The organism is Rhodococcus sp. 05-340-2 (assembly GCF_002258915.1).
In the GTDB taxonomy this organism is placed as follows: domain Bacteria; phylum Actinomycetota; class Actinomycetes; order Mycobacteriales; family Mycobacteriaceae; genus Rhodococcoides.
In genome coordinates this window covers 15,109-33,444 of sequence record NZ_NOYU01000013.1, presented here as the reverse complement: position 1 = coordinate 33,444, position 18,336 = coordinate 15,109, and the positions used below count along the sequence as shown (strand labels likewise).

The window sequence follows — 18,336 nt, the reverse complement described above, 5'->3', positions numbered from 1 at the left end:
CTAGAAGTGGATCTGCAGGGAATTCCATGGACCTCATATTTGCTTATTTGCAACGGTTTTCGTGCATCGTCGTCCGGACGAGTCCATGCTCGATCGTACCGACTTGTGACACTCTCGTGACACCGAATTGCAGTCGGATTCGGTTCTCGCACTTGTCCGGGCGTCCATGAATGTGGACGGACCGAGGTGGACAATCCAATCTGAAGACGAGCGATGATCCAGCGGATCCGTGCGAGAAAAGCGCAGCAAAGTGGCCGTACGTGCGTAACGGAACCGCACCGATGGAGACGCCGCCGTGGCTCACATGACTGTGCAGCCCTCACGCAATAGACACGGCCAGCACTACCGAGCTTCGGTTCGGATTCGATCCAGGCGATTCGCTTCGCCCACGCAGTCCTTGCGAGAACACACTGTCGGACGCATGCGCCATGATGACGGTGGCGGCTATTTCGACGCGAAGTGAGGTCTGCAAAGTGAGTGATGAAACGCTCGGACGACGCGTTCGGTTCTACGGGGCACACGACTTGGCCACCGGCTGGCAAGTCCCGCGCGTCGTCGAAATTACAGAGCTGTTCGATCCGAACGAAGCGCTGACTAGCGCCGAAGCTGCCCTAGAACTCCACCACGTCCAGCAGTACCTCGAACTAGGGCTTTTACCGACCGCCTACACCGACGAAGCCTGCGCCAAGCTACAAGCACGTGCTCCAGAAATTCGAAAAGCGGTTGCGAGGTTCTTTTCAACCATCGACGAAACGAATTTCGCAACCCGGGTGGCTCGCGTCAACCGCGACTACCACCACGACCTGGTGGAACTGCTCAGCCGCTACAACGCGTTCGAACGCTGCGACAGCAGCACCGCTCTTCCTGCGCTCGCCGCGGCTGGTGTGCAGCTCCGGGAGCTACTCACCAGCAAAAAACTTGTCAAAGTCTACGACACCCAGATTCGGAGCCAGCTACTCTCGTCTCCCCGTGGTGCAGAACACCTCGTTCGAAAGTTCTTGGAGCAAGACACTCCAAGTCAAGTCCATCTACCCGAGAGCCTCACCGCAATCGATGCCCGCGAGCTACTCGCGACATACATCGACTACGCCGACGCAAACCCGAACTACATCAAGCTCATTGCGGCCGCCAGAGACGAACGTCGAGTCGGCATCGACGCAAGGCTCAGGCTCCGCGCAAAACGACGCAACGACCACACGACCGCGGCGTTCTTCGCTGACAACAGCGGCTTCAGGATGGGATGCAAAGTCGGTTCTTCCGAATCTCAGGATCAGTTGGTAATGATCGAAGAACCCACATCAGACGAACCCGACTCTCGGTACACCTATAGCAGCCACTGGCTCGACGACACCTGCGACAACGCCAACATTCTCAACAACTTCATGCACCTGTTCGGGTTCGTCGACCTTCAAGTACTGCTGATCTTTCCCTCCTACCGGGCCAACCTGGGCGTGATGGAACGGATAATGGGGATCTCTGGGAAGTCCGAGTACAAAACTGGTGTCGCCTTTCGTTTCATCGATATGCGCTCACGACTGCAGACTCACTTCTACCGCGATTTCTTGCAGACGAGAGGCATCGACCTGGAGCAGGTGATCGCGTGGTTCTTCGAGTCGTACCTCGTTGAGGATTTCGGGGCCGCCAATTTTTCGTTCACCCCGTCCCAAGGGTCTACGTCATACCTTCAGAAGACGAGGCACCTGTTTACCGAGATGGAGAGTGTCGCCAACCAATTCACGCTGTTCGTTGCAGACGGCCACCTCGACCGCGAGCTCCTCGCCATGAGCTCCGAGCCGACGCGATACAAGGACCTACCGAGCCTCCTAGACGGCAAGTACATCTACCCATCGGGCCAGGAGATCGATGGCGTCCTTCACCTGCTGTTTTCTGATCAGTCGAGACTGAACTACATCAGCGCAGATCTCAGTGCGGACGACGCAGCCGAACTGCTCCAAGAAAATCTGGTTGAGTACGGCGACTTCGAGGACTACCAGAAGCCCAGCATCGATTACCTCATGAGACTCAACATCCTTGTCGACGCAGGAAACCGAGTTCGCTTCGTAGACAGGGAACAAGTACACATCCTTCGATCCTTGTACAGCACTGAATCTGCCAGCTACTACCACCTGAGTGACACGGGACGCGCGATAGCCGATTCCATGGTGGAGAAAGGTTGGGTGATTCGCCGCTCCGCGTTGCTCACCGATGCCGAAGGAAAGTACTTCAACTATCTGCTCAATCAGGTGGACTTCAGCAACGGACCTCAACTGCGGAACAAGTACCTCCACGGGGTGCAGGTCGGTGCGGACGGTGACAACTCCCACTTCGACACCTACATCACCGCCCTGCGACTGACTCTGTCACTCGTTATTAAAATTAACGATGACTTCCAGCTGGCTGCATTCGTGACAAACTGCAAGGGCACTAGCTAGGGCGACAGCGTTCCCGTGCAGTCCGCGTTGTCCGTCACCACCAGGAAGCAACCGGGCGGATTCTCGCATCTCTAAAGCGGTCTATCGAACCGAACCAGAGCTTTCTTAGTAGTGAGTGGTTACGTAGAACAGCAGTTTCCGCACCGTCAAGTGGATGTTGACCGCTGCCCCCGGCGCGGTGTAAGCCCCAGACAATACGACGAATGCCAATATTCAGGGTTGCCAGCAATTATTGAAAATTCGCAGGAAGTGCGAACTCGAACCCCACCCCGATGGCTGCGTGCCTGAAAACAGTCTTTTCGAGGCCGTTAACTTGGGCAATGCTGATACTAGCTCGGCCAGGGACGGGTTGTTGGGTTCCTGGTGTCTGAACAACACATCGGGATGCTGATGCGCCAGGGGGCGGCCTGCCGAACGTTCCGGTGATATCGGATTCGTCCTTCGACCCGTACACCGAAGCGTTGAAAAACACCGAAGTAGACAAGCGTGATGCCAACGCGGCAGCTACCGCCAACTCTATGTAAGGACAGTTCAGCTCCACTCTCTCCCTCCGAAATCGGGCCTTACAGTCGCTGCTGGCTCATTGCCGCAGGCAGCCGTCACGTTGCCGTGCTGCTGTCACGATGCTGCCGCGCGCCCGGCATCACCGTCACCACAGCCGTCGCCAACGCCCGCAGAATGGCACCGTGCAACCGGGCCGCGCTGGCACCCATCACGACAGCGTCATCGGGACCGTACGCCGAGACAGCGATACCGGCTGCTGCAGCCTCCATCCGGCATCCACTCGGTCCCGACCCGGTCGTCTGGCACCGCCACTTAGAAGCCCGTCGCTACCCGATGCAGCAGACCCAAATCCATCAGCCGCACGAGTTCGGCCCGTGGGTGCGCGTAGACATCGGCCGCCGTCGCGGAGGACGCTCGACTGACTTGATTGTGGGACCTAGCGGTAGAGAACAAGCCGAACAGGCCCGAGGCCGTCCAGGCCAAGACTGGTTTTTTGGAATTGTATTGTGCCGTTCCCACAGCCCGCCTGGTTATTCTGGCGCGTACAGCTGGATCAGTGAGGTTGTTGCGCACCCTCGATTCCCGTCCAGAGTACCGCAGTCGAACTGTGGTGGCTGAGTGCCCATCACAGGTCTGGGCTGAGTTGAAGTATCGAGTGCATCTGGCGGTGCTTTGATGCTTTCAACATTTTTGACGTACTCGGCAATAACGGTGACTTGCGTGTATTGATCAAGAAACGGGGTCTCAAAAGAGATATCCAAGTCCCCACGAGGAGATGGGCCAAGAAACGAATCATATATTGTTTCGACGTGGTAATCCCACGCCGAACCGTCTGGAGAAGAAGTGGGCCGTAAGGGCGGCTGAGCTGAGGTGAGCGCAGCTCTTGAGCCAAATATTCTGACACTGACGTACCTGCTGGCAGCGATCTCACCAGCCGAGACAGTTGTCGTCGCCGTAAATCCGGTATCGCCTCGTTTTACAGATAGCGTAACGGTCGGTGCATCCGACGATGCCGTAATGTTGACTTGCAGGACAACGAGAAGAATCACCCCGCCTGCCAAGAGAAGCACCCCGAAAAAGGCCATCAGCCTTTGGTAACCACCGGCGAAGAACCCGGCACTTCCAAAGAAGACGGCCAGGACGACAAGCACAACCGCTACTCCGAATAGCGTACCGTGAGAGGCCATGACGCGCCCGAGATTCCCATCGCTAGTCAAACCGACTAGCCCGGCTAACGACACTGCGATCGGGACGCCTCCGGCCAGCAGAGTAAAGGCAGCCTTAACCCGATCGGACTCCGGTGCGTTTGGCCTAACCCATCCCGCGATTCTTGCGCCCATAGTCAATCCCCCCGGTTAGAGAGCTAGATCCTAGATCGCTAGTATCCACCTCGTGGCACCGTTTGCACAGGCTTTGAGCGTCTCTAAAACTGACGCCCACGGTCGCACGTTCAGTATCGCCGCACTGGTGATCTCGCAAGTTCGCCTGTAGTGTCGGGCGAATTCTGGGGTCACCCGTCTTTCAGAGTCTCACGCAGTCCGTCTAAGTCGGCCGGGCTAGCGGGACTGCCTTGTACTGGTGCGCTTTCATGTGGTCGCGTCTCCGACAAGCGCGGAGGTTCGACGGCGAAGCGGGTGACTTGGAAATATTGGTGCCTCTATCGACACTGAAGCGCGAGACCGCAGAATATGCGCCCGACCCAACCGGCAGTTACCGGACCGTCAGCCTGCGTTGCCGGTGTCTCGGATGTGGTTGCGTACTAGCTAGCAGCGTCATCCTGGCAGGTGGCAACCATGTATTGCAGCTGGTGCATCATGCTCGTTTGTCGATCCGGTGGGAGAGTATGGCGCGATGGATTGCAATAAAAAGAACGACCGGTGGCTGCAAGCGGCACGACTCACCATCCAACTGGATCGTCGCTCCGCGGGGCCGTTGGTAGTTGCCGGGGAGAACTCTGTCCGTTATCGATCCATGTTTCCGATTGCGCGTCACGCGCTCGCACAAGTGGACGCGGTGCTTGTGCTGCACGACGCCGGGCGCAGTTTTGTAGCTTCGGCCAATGCGCGTGTCGCTCTTGAGCATGCGCTAATCGCGCAGTGGGTTGTGTTGACGACAGGAGCGGAAACTCTGCTGGCCAACACAATTGAGAAGTCGCACAGTTTCGGTCCTGAAGGGTATCGCGCCTCACGCGCAATCGATTCCTCCTGAACTCAGTCCTTTACTGTCATTGCCCAGCGCCACGTTGCTGCCCCCGATTGAACAGATTTGCGGGAGATTCGATGGAACCGGGCTCTTGTACACGACGTACCGGAGCCTGACTGGAGCCGTGCATCTGTCTGGCGCGACCCTCACAGAGTACGTTGCGGTCGACGCTGGAACTGGAGAGATCACCCTTCACTCACAGCCTCGCTCAGGCAAGCCGCCGACTGATTTTGATATGGCGCTGGGTTGGGCAGCAGTTCTGAGCAAGGCTGCGCTAGAGATGCTGTTAGAGGACTCGTTGGATCTGGCCAGGGTCGAGGCGATCGCCCGGAAAGCCGGCTTGCCGCACGATCTCAGATCCGACGATCGATACCCTGAGCGACAGCCGTAGCGATCAGGCCGCACTGGAGATGCATTCAGTGCCTAGGCGTAGCGCCGGTGTCTCTGACTCAACGAGGGCAGAGGACGCCACAAGTTGGGTCAAAACGCCGCGAGCCAGATGTGCGACAAGAAATTCGATGTCTTTTCGCGGTGCGGAGCGCAGCGGAGTTCGGTTCGGGGGACGCCCGCAGGGTGGCCGGCACCGCCGGCAGGCGGGATGCATCACGCGCGTCGACGCCGGCGGGGTGGCCACCTCCCGGCCGTCGACCTCACAGGGTGATTGTGCGGGAGCGACGGGGCCGGCCACGCTCGGTGTCGCGGTAGCGCTGTTTTTGGATCGTGGGGCGGTTCAGCTCCAACCGGTTGTACTTAGCCGGGCCGTGTTCTGCGCGTCTTCGACTGTCGCGGTTCAACAGCGATATGGCAGGAGGGTGGACCGACCGGCTTGCGATAGTCTTCAGCGTCATGGCGGACGAGCGGGCTCTCGAAGCGTTACGGGCAGGCAGCGCGGCGTGGTTGCGATTTCGGGCCGCTGTGCCCTCGCCAGACATCGACCTCATCGGCGCGGACCTCACCGGCGCGAGGCTGACCGAAGCGAACCTCATCGGCACGAACCTCAGCTACGCGAACTTCGCCGGCGCGGACCTCACCCGCGCGGACCTCATCAACGCGGACCTCACCGGCGCGAACTTGACCGAAGCGAACCTCACCGGCGCGAACCTGACCGAAGCGAACCTCACCGGCGCGAGGCTGACCGAAGCGAACCTCACCGGCGCGAGGCTGACCGAAGCGAACCTCACCGGCGCGAACCTGACCGAAGCGAACCTCCCCGGCGCGCATGTCCTCGGCGCGAACCTCACCCGCGTGAACCTGACCTACGCGAACCTCACCCGCGCGTATCTCATCAACACGAATCTCACCGGCGCGGACCTCACCGGCGCGATATTTGACGGCGAGTTTGTTAGCGGCCTGCGGGTGTCCAGCGACACCCGTAGTACACAGGGTTTGGATGTCGGTGGGTTTCTCATCGGAAATCGGCCGTTAGGTACCAGCGGGACTGACGTGCCCGCTTCTGGCTCGGTGCGGATTGGGATTCCGCAGCTTCGGGGCGGCATGGACCCCGGCGAGTTGGTTCGCTTGTCGGATGCGATCGCTGTGATCGCGGAGCTGTCGCAACGCGTCGGCGTCGAGCTCAGACAGCGGATGCTGTCTGAGGACGACGGGGGTGGCGGGACCAGCGTCCTTACTGCAACAGCTGGGGACGAGTTCGGTCCGATTGTCGTGCGGCGCATCCAGTATGGGAGTCCCTATTTCCAGGAACTCTGGGACGCCGCGGGGCCGTATCTCGCGGGGGGCGGGGCAGGGATGGCAGCGACGACGGCGGCGGTCGTGGCAAAACGTGCGCGGGACGGTGCCCAGGATGCGGGACGTGTCTGGTCGCTGATGCTGACGTTGGCGCGGAAAAGTGAGCGGGATGAGTATTTCGCGGCACGGATTGCGCGAGCAAAAGCAAATACAGCTGAAGAGCTTTCACGGAAAGCTCGTGCCGAGGCTGACACCGCAGAACACGAGAGTCGTCGGGACAAAGCAAGTGCTACAAGCGATTCAGTGCCAGAAGTAGCCGAGCCGGAGTTGGACATACTTCGACTGGCTGCGACCCCGACGCGAACCGAGCTCGAGCAGCGTTTGCACCAGTCGGAGCTGGCGACACTTGCGTCGAGAGCGGAGTTAAACCGGATCGCAGGCATCCTGGCACCGTTTCTGGCGGGCGCGGTTGAAGTGTCGCGCCAAAGCGAACCGGCATAGGGCCGCCGCCTCGGTGCGTTGGCTAATCGCCTAACCCGCAAGCGAACTGAGGTGACGGTAGAGGGTTGCTCGGCCAATTCCGAGTACTGATGCGATTTCGGTTTTGGGTGTGCCGTCGTCGAGCATGCGGCGGATGTGACGGGCTTTGTCGGCGTCGATCTTGGCTGGCTGTCCGCCGATGCGGCCGCGTGCGCGTGCGGCTGCGAGGCCGGCCATGGTGCGTTCTTTGACGAGATCTCGCTCGAATTCGGCAAGTGAGCCAAAGATGTTGTAGGTCAGTCGACCTCCGACGGTTGAGGTGTCGATCCCTTCGGTGAGACTGCGCAGTGTTGCGCCTTTGGTTTCGATGAGGTTGACGGTTTCGATGAGGTGACTCAGGGAGCGACCCAGTCGATCGAGTCTCCATACTGCAACCACGTCGCCGGCGCGGATGCTGTCGAGTAGCAGTTGCAGCTGGGGGCGGTCTTTGTCTGCTCCGGATGCGACTTCTTCCCAGATGCGGAAGCAGCCGGCGGCTGTCAGTGCGTCTCTCTGTAGATCCAGCGACTGATCGGTGGTCGAGACTCTCATGTATCCCAAAACGGCGCTCACGAGGATGACTGTCTAAGAAACGGCCGACAAGGCACAGGCGACGCGTCAGAGGGTGAGACAGGTTTCTGAGACACATCACGATTGAGTCTCGAATGTTGATCCGGCGGGGGGCTAAACGGCTCCTGTCCCCTGTTCGGGACCGAATCGGCGGTGTGCGATCGCGCCTTCGTTCGGCCCGCGACCGTGTCTCACCGATCGATGCGCCAGAAACGAACATTTCTGATGCACCGCTCCGAAACATTTCGACTGTTACGTTCTCGCGGTCGCAGCGTAGGTCGCCGGTCTAGGATCGGCCTGTGCAAGCCGCCATTGCTTCAATGAATCTGCCCTCGGGTCCCGTCGTTCGGGTCTACAGCAGCCCCGAGAACTACCGTGACACGCCAGTTCGGAAGGCTGATCCGAAGAAGCCGATCAAGTTTGCGGTGGGCTCGCCCGGTCGTCGATCAGGATTATGGCGAATCTGGTCTCCGAAGAATACGGCCGATGTCTACGTTCAGCCCCAATCAATCGAAAGCCTTGCGAAGGTAAGTCTACATGAATCAGGCGATTGGCGCTGCCAGGTGTTATTCGAGAAGTTCGATAGTGCCGATCTTCGCTTGGTAAATTTGCCTGACGAGTCCAGTCGGATCATCGATCAATGGAAGCAACACCCACCGTTCGCCGACGGATGGACTGATGCCTTGACTGTCATGGTTCCGGGTGTCGACGTCGTAGATGTTCCGGGCGATGAAATCAAGAAGATGCGGACCATCCATTGGACCGCTGAACCACCGTGGGGGGAGGCCGCGGAATTTCGCATTACCCTCATCAAAAAAGATCATTCTGCACTGCTCTTCGACTGGCCCACGTCCAAGAGACTGAGTGTCATCGGAGCTTATCGTGTCGTAACCGGCGCCACTGTCGTGGTTACTCATCACCGCACAGAGCTCACGCACAAGGTGAGTCAAGCACTCACGCGCGTCCGGGCTGAGCAATACGCCCGCCTCCCGTCTAATTTCTCAATCTCTGCTGAAACCGGACCTAGAACTGTCGCCACAACGCATTTCGCTGACGGGTACCGGGTTTACTACGACCTGGCTCTCACTGGGCCACCGCACGTTACCTGGTCGTGAGTCGATACTGAGCCCTCTCGCAGTTCCGTGAGCGTTAGGAATGCGCCGAGGCCCTGCCGCCCGGGCCTTACGATCCCGACGCCACCAACGTCGGCTTACTACTCCCCTGCCTCACGGATCGGCGCGCCTCGGAAACCTTTGTTAGCAATACAACGCAAGATCATGCATAGCCATGCACAGATTCATATCCTGACTCGCCGTTGAGCTCTCCGGCGGCACAACCAGCATCGAGCTGGCGTCAAGCGTGTCAGCGGCAAACCTCTCGAACCAGGCAAGAATAAGTAGCTACAGTCGTTTGACGAGTTTGTAAAGATAGAAATAGGGCTCTTGATTGCGCTTGGTGATCTCGTCGAAGCGGGCCTTCGCGACACTCAACCCACTAGTGATCACGCCACCCGCCAAAGCGCTACCCGCGCCCATGCTGGCGAGGTTGGACAGAGCAATGGGCGCGTTAGACAGCAGTAAAGCTGACCCTGCGCCTACGCCGGAGACGACGGTGGCGACCGTGGTCTTCATCGACGTAGCGGCATCCAGTACGACCTTCGTCTTGGCCAGCTCGCGTTGAAAGTCACGCAACTTCGGCTCGACTTGGTCTCTGAACAGATCCTGGATGTCAGCTTCCATATTGGAGTAGTCGAACGCATCTGACTTGATCGTTTCCGCAGCGATTTTCATCTCCGCGCGGTAGGACAACAACGGTTCGCGCAGCTGCTCTCGCGCGTCTAAAACATCCTTCATTGACGCTTTTGGGAACGTGGGCAGTTGCGCAATCAACCCCGCGCCCACGGCGGCTCTACGAGCTCGCGCCTCAGTGTAGCCATCCGTTAGTGGTTCGCTGGAAGACTCCGCATTCAAGACTCGCCGCGACATTCTTTCGTCCAGGACCGGTTGGAAGCGCCGGTCTTTGAGCAGGCGGCCCAGTGCTTCGGTGTATACCGAAGCACTGTCCTGGGTCGGGTCGAGCGCGAAACCATCCGGAGCGAGCGTCAATAGTCCGAGATCCATGGCCTGCTGAAGGTCTTTCATGTGCCCTGATTCCAGTACTGAGCCGATGTCGTGAAGGTCGGGTGTCAGCTCCTGGATGGACAGCAGGTGTTCGAGGGCCTCCATCATGCTGGGGTTGATCCTCCGAGCGCGCCGGCGTATCTCTTTCCGTTGCGCACCTGTAAGAGTCGAGCCTCGTAGAACAGAAGGGTCGAGTCCTAGCCCCCGGAGTACGTCGTCAGTGTGGGCAGCTAGGTATTCCATCCGTCGCTCGTAGCCAGCGAGGTCTGCGGCCCGGAAGTCTTCGAGCATGGCCGCTGAGTACGAGAAGAGAGTCACCGAATCGGCGTAGAGAAGTGAGGACTTGACCATACGGAGATCGTCCTCAATCGAGAACGCTACACCGCCCCCTGAATGAGCAGTGACAACAGCCATACGGAGTGCAGAGGTTCGCCCGCCCGCTTCCAACCCTGTCTCCTTCATAGGTCATGAGGTAACCGCATCACAACGCCGCGAACAACTGACGGGCTTCGAATACTAGATGTCTCACCTGCGAGTGTCCCGGCAACGGTCGTTTCTGAGGCAGACGCGAACGACGAGCAAATTGCGGCTCGAAGCTTATGATGCGCTCATGGGAACGCCACGGTCGGTGCCAGGGAGGCGGGTCGCAGGAGGTTCTCCATCGATCCGGCCAAGACACGAAAACTTCATCCAACGCCACCTAAACCGCATAGCCAAATCCCGGTACTGGAGGACAGCGCTACCCCTGGCAACCATCATCACAGTGGCCTCGACGGTCTTTTTTTCGATGAAGACGCTTCAGGCGTCGACTGACCAAAACGAGCTCAGCGGCCAAATCGCAATAAGCGAACGCTACACGACCGCGGTTGAACTGCTGTCGTCCGACGACATCACGTCACGAGTGGGTGGGATCTACGCACTCAAGACCATTCAGGATGAATCCGCAGAACGCGCAGCCGTCGTGACATCATTATTGTCCGCATTCGCGCGCACTTTCTCCGCTGATGGAACTGAAATCATGGACGGAACCGACCAAAAATGTCCTAGACCAAGCATGAATCCTTTTACAGAGCAGCCAATGCCGGACGCGGCGGGTATTGGTAGGCAGACCGATGCGGAGGGTGTGATCCGAAGTGCGTACCAGCCCCCTTCAGACTTGCAGGCAGCGGCTACCGTGTTGGCGCAACAACCCCAATCGCTTCCAAATGACTCACCCACTCATGCTGATTTCGGCTCATCATGCCTGGTAGGAATCACATTCAGGAACGCATCTCTCAGTTCGGTGGATTTCGGAACCTCCACGATTACTGGTGCCGATTTTACCGGTGCGAGCCTGAGTGGGGCCAAGCTAAGTCACGTGAACAGCAGCCTCACCTTCACCTGGGCCTACATCGACCCAGGCGCGACGTTCGACGACGCAGACTTAAGTTACATAGACTTCCGCGGAACTGACGCCAGGCAGTTGTTCAAGTGGAGCATGAAGGGAGCAAACCTGAATCACGCTGTCTTTGACGGCGTCGACATGGTTGATCCCATTTATTACTACAGATATAATCCCCCCGAGCTTTCGAGGACTTTGAGTAGCCCAAAAGTGAGCACAATACTGAATGACGAAAGTAATATAATGCATGATCCAGGCGGTTATCGAACACTCTTCGCTGGTGCTGACCTGAAAGGTGCATCGTTTCGGTTCGCCAACTTCGCCGGTGCGGACCTGAGCTTGGCTGTAAATTTGGAGCAAGCGGACTTGACGGGGATTTACTACAACCGTGACACTTCATGGCCGGAAGGCTTCACCCCGCCGCCAAGCGCCTATTGCTTTCTCCAATCTGACAAAAATTGCCCTCAATACCTCCCCGCCAAGTAGCGTCATCTGCTCGCCCCGACGTAGTCGACCTCCACAGCAGCAGACGGGTTGCTATCGACCGCAGCCCTCGGCTTCAAAGACCGCCTAAAAGATGATGGGGATGTCGGCGCGCAGGGTATTGCGGTCTACCTCTCGGACACTGGTCTGCGTCCTAGAGTGCGTTTATGGACTCTCGCGGCGCAGGTGACGACGATCGGCGCACGAACGAACGCGAGGACAGAGGCAGTGACATGAGCGACCTTCCTGCCGGTGACGACAGCAGCGATGGTGTGGTCCTTCCCGTGGTCTTCGGAGCCGGGTCTTCGCGGCGCGGCGGCACCCACTGCTCCGGTGGGGAACCGAATTCGGTCGCACCCGTCGAGGACGCGGTGTTCGAGGGTCTGGTGATCGAACTGACTACCCGGCAGCGCCGGTTCGTCGAAGTCGCAGCGTTGACTCTGGCCGACGATGTCTACGACGCGATTGAAGAGCTACACCGACGCCCGGAGTCCGCATCACACAGCTCGTCTATTCTCAGTGACTTACCGCCTGTGACATGGACGCAGCCGGCGGCATGGTGGCGCGAGCAGGCCCGCGGCTTCGACGATCTCGCGATCGAGGCACAGGCAGGTATCGACCCCGATCCGGTCTGCAACGGGGAGGAGATGGCGCTACACCTGATCCTCGGTCGAGCACGGGCAATGGCCACCGACGAGTCCGATCGCCACTGCATTTGGTCGGCGGCATAGGTGCGCACGACAACGACGACTGGGAAGGTCCGCTGGACTTCCTGTTCCAGGACCACGATGTGCTGACATAGTTCGACAACGACCTCGAACCGTTTTCCAATGCAGCCAATCTCGCGCCCGCCGAGTGGTTCACCCCGTTCGTCGACACCGAGTCACGCAGGGCCCCTGGCGGCTTCAGACGCTGACAACCCCACTGTGACACCTGCTGCGATCGTGCGGCTCGGTTCAGGTTCTCAGCTGTTCTCCAACCTCACAGCTAGGTCTTAGAAGACTCGTTCCTGGGAAATCGCCGCGCGGGAGTTCGGCCCACGTTTGTGGCACAGTTCGGCGGCTGGTCGCCGAGTCGGGTGATTCGCGGAGCAGGGCGGTGACAGAAACGTTCGTTTAAGTCACCCCCCTGGGCGCTGCGTTGTGCGCAGAACGCTACGCATGAGTGACCTATAGCATCGGGTCCGTGAGTCTGCCCAAGCTATTCATAGGTTCGTCCCGCGAGGGAAGCGACGTCGCCTACAACTTGCAGAGCGTGCTCCAAGAACGACGGGTCTGTGAAACCACTGTGTGGGATCAGGGCGTGTTCGCGCCTGGAGGGTATGCGATCGACAATCTGATCGACGTCGCGCGGAACCATGATTTCGCGATCCTCGTTGCCTCCCCAGACGATACGACGACCATCCGGGGCAGTACGTCGCCCGCGGTACGTGACAACGTCATTCTGGAGTTGGGCCTTTTCATCGGTGTGCTCGGCAGAGAGCGTGCGTATCTCTTGCTCACGGGCGATGCGCGAATCCCGTCGGATGTCTTCGGTCTCACGACTCTCAAGTACCCGATGCGTGAGGATGGCAACGTGGAGGCTGCCGTCGGGCCGGCTGTACTACAGATCCGGAAGCAGGTGGAGAAGTTGGGGCCGCGGCGTGCGGGTTCCACGGCTGTCGCATCCGACGTGAGTCGCTCTCTGGAGGCAGAACTGGAGCTGTTGTGCGCTAACGCCGAAGCCCAGGGATGGACAGTGAAGAAGAACAGCAAGACCACACTGCGTCTCGTGTCTCCAAACGGATCCCGAGTCCACAGTCTGACTAAAGGCAACGCCCAGTTGACCCGCGACGAGTTGCGGACCTTCGCTGCCAAGCTGCGAGGGGATGGGTTGAGAGTCAATCAAGCGGTTCTAAGGCCTGCAGCGCAATCACCCCTTTGAGTCGAGCGTGCTCCCCTGCACGGTGGCAGCTACCGTGCGGCATAACGCTGTCGCGCAGGGAAGCGGCACTCAAACCCGGGCTCTACCAGGAACGCCGTGAGGCGCCGCGCCTCGGCCAGCTTCTGCACACCACGTTGCCCGCAGCATCGCGCTGCACGCCCGCCGCCTGGGCAGGCTCAACTCCGCTTTTGTGGGTCCACTGACCGCGTCAGTCTAGTGCCGCAAGGGTAGTTAACTAGCCATCAACACCGCAGCACTATCGACGTGCGGTGCGGGCACCACATTTTGTATCCGCCAGGGTGACAGTACGTTCGCAGCCCGGCCTATTTGAAGCAAAATCTAAGGCCCCATGCTAACAAGTCGCCTAAGCGGAGGGACTCGAACCCTTTCGATACCACGTGGTCAAAGGTTCACGGTGTCGCTGAACAGGCGTTTCAGTATCACTGGACCTCGGCCGATGGCAGTCAATCCCCACCATTTGTGGGCAAAGGGTGGTCACAGCAAGCGAACGTAGCGTGACTGAGAAAGCGTCCTCGCTGACATTCGGGGGCACTGAAGCACTGCCACGCAATTCTCACGGCGTCAGGATCGAAAGCCACAATCAATCCACCCACGGCGGCCACGTCCGCCCTCGATGTCCTAATGGGCTGGAGTATTCCGTCGGAAGTGAGTACGAAGCCGGGAACAGGGGACCTGAGTCAGTCACTGCGCTGAAGGGGCCGCCGCCAGCGGCGTTCTCAGTTGCACGCGTTGCGCGTGTGGCGCGACACTTGAGTGCCCCCACGTGCGATGGTCTCCCTGTGGCGATCAACGAGTGGTGGGCCTCGATCCCAGCCGAGCGATACTGGATGGAGACGATCCGTAGGAGTGATTTCGGCGACGGCATCAGAGCCCCGTTCAAGAACAAGAACGGGGCAGCAGCTCCCTACTGGGAGCTTGTGGATCATGTTCAAGACGGTGACGTGGTCCTGCACTGGACTACTGAGCGTGACGGACATCCGCCTCAATTCGCCGGGTGGTCGAGAATCGACGGGGTTCCCTACGACGTCGACAATCTCGTCTACAACGACAACAGCCCAACCAGCGGTCGCGAAGCGCTCCTCCGTGACTACACCCAGTTCAGAACCACCGTCACAATCGATGATCTGAACAGTCGACTGAGCGGCATTCGGGCTGTGGAGACCGCAGTACAAGCCAATGTCGATGGTCTCATCTACTTCCCGTTCGCCTTTTTCGACAACGGGACACTCCGGCCAAAGCAGGGCGGGTACCTCACCAAATTCCCATCGGCTCTCTTCGATGTCCTGCCCGAGCTGAACGATGCAAAGCTAACCGACCCCGGTTCGGCTGAAGATGCGGACGAGCACACCGAGACCTCGGCGACCACGCGATCCGATAGGCGACAAGCACGTGAGGGCGGCTATATCTCCGACCCCAAAGTCCGGCGGGCGATCGAGATGCAAGCAGTGAGTCAGGCCATACAGCACTACTCATCGTTGGGCTATCGATGGAGGGACGTCGGATCGTCAAAGCCCTATGACCTACTCCTTTCGGGCACAGGCGATCTCCCCATTGAGCGTCACGTCGAGGTGAAAGGGTCCACCGGCCCTGCCACCAATGTCGAGCTGACACGTGGCGAGGTCGATCATGCTCGAACCTTCCAGCCCACCGATCTCTTCGTGGTCAGCGATATCACCTGGCACCGAAGCGGCGACGACGTAGTCACCACATCAGGGACCGCCATGGTGATCGACGGGTGGGCACCCGCCGACACCGATCTCAAGCCGATTCGGTTCCGCCATGCCGTGCCCGCACCATTACTTAAGCCGGTTGGCTAGGGAGGCTGCGACTTCCCGATATGAGGGTATGTACGATTTCCGGAACTGAGAGGAGGGATCGCAATCGTGGCAGATGTGCACGATGTTGCCGCCACAGTCCTTGAGCTTCACGGTCGCCCGATGAGCACAATGAAGCTGCAAAAGCTTGTCTACTACTCGCAGGCTTGGCACCTCGCTTGGACGAACCGGGCGCTCTTCGATGATCAAATCGAGGCTTGGGCAAATGGGCCGGTCACAGTGTCCCTCTATCGTCATCACCGGGGTGAGTTCGAGGTCGCAGTCTGGCCCCTCGGAGACTCGGGAAGGCTCTCTACCAGCGAATCTGCGGTAGTCAAGACCGTTGTCGAGACTTATGGGCCACTTTCCTCACGCGTTTTGAGTGACCAGACACATCGCGAAGACCCCTGGAGACTTGCCCGAGGTCCCTCCAAGGCAGGAGAACGAAGCGACGCCCAAATCTCACCGGTTGTGATGCGTGACTACTACCAGTCAATTCCGCGGACTGCGTCTTGACCGGCCAACCGCTCCCCGCCAGAGACCCGCATGTGGCCCCGACCGATGATGTGCCCCCGTTGGCAGCCCTCATTAACGACGCTTTCGCTTTCGCCGCAAGCCAGGGTCGATCGGGCGACTCGATGACGACCGCAGTACTGAAGAACACTCTGCTTCTGCTGACCGATCGCGAATTTAACGAGAGTGTCTACGGCTTCGGTTCATTCATCTCGTTGGTTCGGTCACTCGATGATCTTGTGACCGTAGAGGGAACAAAAGCACCTTTCACCGTCAAACTAGTAGCTCAGCCTCTAGAAAACGCAGAACCAAAGGGCAGCGCTCGCGTGACCAGTCATGGGCCCGCTGCAACTTCGGAGCTGGACCTTGAACACTTGCGAGTGCGAGAGGACCTCTGGCGCGCGGCGTTGGACTACACGACGCCGGGCGGCTATTGGTGGATCGGTGGCAAGGCAATTCGAGCGGAGTCCGACTTGCCACCCGCAGATGGCACTCGAATTCCACAGATAACCAGAGAGGAGCTGAACCAGGCGCGGGAGCGTTTCGGCGACCAGTTCCTCACAAGCGAGGAAACGGAACGCTGGATAACAGACGCTCGAGGAGCAATTAAGGCCCTGCCGGCGAAACGAGCAGAGTGGGCCATCGAGCTGAAGCGGCTGGTGGTTGATCACCTTACGGACTGGTTTAGACGGTCTCCTGAGCTGAGCCCCCCTAATGACCTTTTCGCCACCAACCTCTCGGGCCGCAGGCCGAGCCGCACACTTGTTGTCACCGAACCCCCCGCTGTGAGCGAGGACGCACATAGTCTGCTGGCGTTGGTACTGGATGTTGTGCGGGCGATGACAGAGGACGAACTCAAGGCCTTACAACTACCCGCGTCCGCCGTCTCGCGTGCACACCTGCGGTGATGGCGCAGGCGAACCCGCCAGCCAACACTGCGCCCGAGGATGACATTGAAAAGGACCCGACCCTGGATGAGGGCTATCGCGCCGGCGACAGTCCCAGCGACATCGATTGGCCGCTCTCAATTTGGCTGGTAAGGGTACCTAACCCATCTCGGGCGCAGCTTGAGACAGTACAAGCACTTCGCGCCGAGATTGATGAACGCGGGCTTGGTCCCGTGACAGAGGTTGTCGGCGAATTGAAGAACCCTCAGGGTGAACAGCGCATCACAGTTCTGAAAGCCTGCGACGTCAAGACGCTCTACCGAACTGTGCACCGGCGTCGCACCATCGTCCTCGCAACTGGAGGCGTCCGTGTGCAGAACGACCCGAGTGAGCGGCCAACACGAAAGGACAGTCAGCCACTGGAGCACTACGTGAGCCAAAAGGCGTCTTTCCAGCTGGTCACGAAGGCCGCCGAAGCCGCGCGATCGATCGACAACGGACTCGCCTGGTGGCTGAAGCCACCGGTTCTACGTTCTTGGGCAGACGAGCCACGACTCTTGCCGGCCGTCTGCTTTGCGGGGCTCGATCGCTTCGGTTGTCTGCGCGACCGAGAGATCAGCGATTTTAAAGCTGCTCACGCGCGCCCGTGGACCGACATCCAGGGGAAAGAGTGGGGAATTGCAAAGGCGATGCATACGCGCGATTTACTTCACGTTGCGGGTACGACGCTGCCACTCGGCTTCCACTGGGATGTGCAGCTGAAGGCTGGCAAAAAGACGCTTGCGAACGGGTGGGAACGATGGGAAGGAGTGACGAACTACGTCAATATCCATCCGAATGCCTTCATCCGCCCAAGCACCGGCACGAAGGTGTATGACTGCAACCGCGCCGGCGCGGTTGAGCGACAGCCGAGGACGCCTTCACACCGACGGAAGGGTCGTAGAGGCCGTAGATAGCAGCAATGCCCCGCCAATAAAGGCGAGGCATAGCCAAACGATCGAGTCTTACGTCCCAAGAAGTCGTTGTTCTGACGGTGATCGCCGTAGGGGGCCGGAGGTAGCTGTAGGGGAACAGGTATGTTGTTTTAAAGATTTTCCCCCGCTCGATCTAGCTCTCCATCAGTCATCAGCAACTTCAGGGGGCGAAGCCACGGTCTAAGCCGGACTTCATATCCACGTCACACACTTAGCTAGCGAGCGTGTTCGGCCGACATCAGGATGGTAGCTCTGTTTTAGAACTTAAGCAAAGCAGAGCAGGAAACCTTGGCACCCATCTTAACCC

At 59.1% G+C, this 18,336-nt stretch carries 15 protein-coding genes; 11 read left to right on the top strand and 4 right to left on the bottom strand.

The features are described 5' to 3' along the window. Positions 1-473: 473 nt before the first annotated feature. Entirely contained in the window at positions 474-2,432 is a 1,959-nt protein-coding gene (locus CH271_RS08005; protein WP_094633291.1) for a hypothetical protein, read from the top strand. Positions 2,433-3,031: 599 nt separating this feature from the next. Here CH271_RS08005 and CH271_RS28740 read toward each other — a convergent pair. Together CH271_RS28740 and CH271_RS28370 are read right to left on the bottom strand one after the other, a co-directional pair. Beyond that, positions 3,032-3,205: a hypothetical protein gene (locus CH271_RS28740; protein WP_179274604.1), complete on the bottom strand. Its 174-nt coding sequence runs from the start codon at positions 3,203-3,205 to the stop codon at positions 3,032-3,034. Positions 3,206-3,466: 261 nt separating this feature from the next. Then, on the bottom strand, positions 3,467-4,087 hold the full coding sequence (locus CH271_RS28370) for a hypothetical protein (protein WP_143546022.1): 621 nt from the start codon (positions 4,085-4,087) through the stop codon (positions 3,467-3,469). Between the two features lie 682 nt (positions 4,088-4,769). Here CH271_RS28370 and CH271_RS28365 point away from each other — a divergent pair. Further along, positions 4,770-5,144, top strand: a complete 375-nt coding sequence (locus tag CH271_RS28365) for a hypothetical protein (RefSeq protein WP_143546021.1) — start codon at positions 4,770-4,772, stop codon at positions 5,142-5,144. A gap of 840 nt (positions 5,145-5,984) precedes the next feature. Further along, positions 5,985-7,325 carry a pentapeptide repeat-containing protein gene (locus tag CH271_RS07985; protein WP_256986329.1) on the top strand — a complete coding sequence of 447 codons (1,341 nt, stop codon included), beginning with the start codon at positions 5,985-5,987 and terminating at the stop codon, positions 7,323-7,325. Between the two features lie 30 nt (positions 7,326-7,355). On the opposite strand, the gene CH271_RS07980 is transcribed toward CH271_RS07985, so the two are convergent. Beyond that, the gene (locus CH271_RS07980; protein ID WP_179274603.1) at positions 7,356-7,916 is read right to left on the bottom strand and encodes a recombinase family protein; all 561 of its coding nucleotides are present in this window, start codon (positions 7,914-7,916) and stop codon (positions 7,356-7,358) included. Positions 7,917-8,212: 296 nt separating this feature from the next. Between CH271_RS07980 and CH271_RS28360 the strand changes: the two genes are divergently transcribed. After that, positions 8,213-9,028, top strand: coding sequence for a hypothetical protein (locus tag CH271_RS28360; protein WP_143546020.1), 816 nt, complete (start codon positions 8,213-8,215; stop codon positions 9,026-9,028). 285 nt (positions 9,029-9,313) lie between these two features. Here CH271_RS28360 and CH271_RS07970 read toward each other — a convergent pair whose 3' ends face one another. After that, positions 9,314-10,141: a hypothetical protein gene (locus CH271_RS07970; protein ID WP_143546019.1), complete on the bottom strand. Its 828-nt coding sequence runs from the start codon at positions 10,139-10,141 to the stop codon at positions 9,314-9,316. A 655-nt stretch (positions 10,142-10,796) separates the two neighbouring features. Here CH271_RS07970 and CH271_RS07965 point away from each other — a divergent pair. The 7 genes from CH271_RS07965 (at position 10,797) to CH271_RS07935 (ending at position 18,011) form a co-directional block, all read left to right on the top strand. Then, a complete protein-coding gene (locus CH271_RS07965) occupies positions 10,797-11,900 on the top strand; it encodes a pentapeptide repeat-containing protein (RefSeq protein ID WP_179274602.1) in 1,104 nt (367 codons plus the stop codon). A gap of 230 nt (positions 11,901-12,130) precedes the next feature. Further along, on the top strand, positions 12,131-12,628 hold the full coding sequence (locus CH271_RS07960; RefSeq protein WP_143546018.1) for a hypothetical protein: 498 nt from the start codon (positions 12,131-12,133) through the stop codon (positions 12,626-12,628). A 454-nt stretch (positions 12,629-13,082) separates the two neighbouring features. Further along, complete coding sequence (locus CH271_RS07955) at positions 13,083-13,820, top strand: TIR domain-containing protein (protein ID WP_179274601.1); 738 nt, start codon at positions 13,083-13,085, stop codon at positions 13,818-13,820. A gap of 800 nt (positions 13,821-14,620) precedes the next feature. Further along, the gene (locus tag CH271_RS07950) at positions 14,621-15,658 is read left to right on the top strand and encodes a protein NO VEIN domain-containing protein (RefSeq protein WP_094716545.1); all 1,038 of its coding nucleotides are present in this window, start codon (positions 14,621-14,623) and stop codon (positions 15,656-15,658) included. Positions 15,659-15,778: 120 nt separating this feature from the next. Next, on the top strand, positions 15,779-16,171 hold the full coding sequence (locus tag CH271_RS29550) for a Panacea domain-containing protein (RefSeq protein ID WP_373453558.1): 393 nt from the start codon (positions 15,779-15,781) through the stop codon (positions 16,169-16,171). A 32-nt stretch (positions 16,172-16,203) separates the two neighbouring features. Next, positions 16,204-17,076 (top strand): OST-HTH/LOTUS domain-containing protein, encoded by an 873-nt coding sequence (locus CH271_RS07940; RefSeq protein WP_143546017.1) that lies wholly within the window; start codon positions 16,204-16,206, stop codon positions 17,074-17,076. Next, the gene (locus CH271_RS07935; RefSeq protein WP_143546016.1) at positions 17,076-18,011 is read left to right on the top strand and encodes a hypothetical protein; all 936 of its coding nucleotides are present in this window, start codon (positions 17,076-17,078) and stop codon (positions 18,009-18,011) included. Before CH271_RS07940 ends, CH271_RS07935 begins: the two co-directional genes overlap by 1 nt. Positions 18,012-18,336 lie beyond the last annotated feature (325 nt).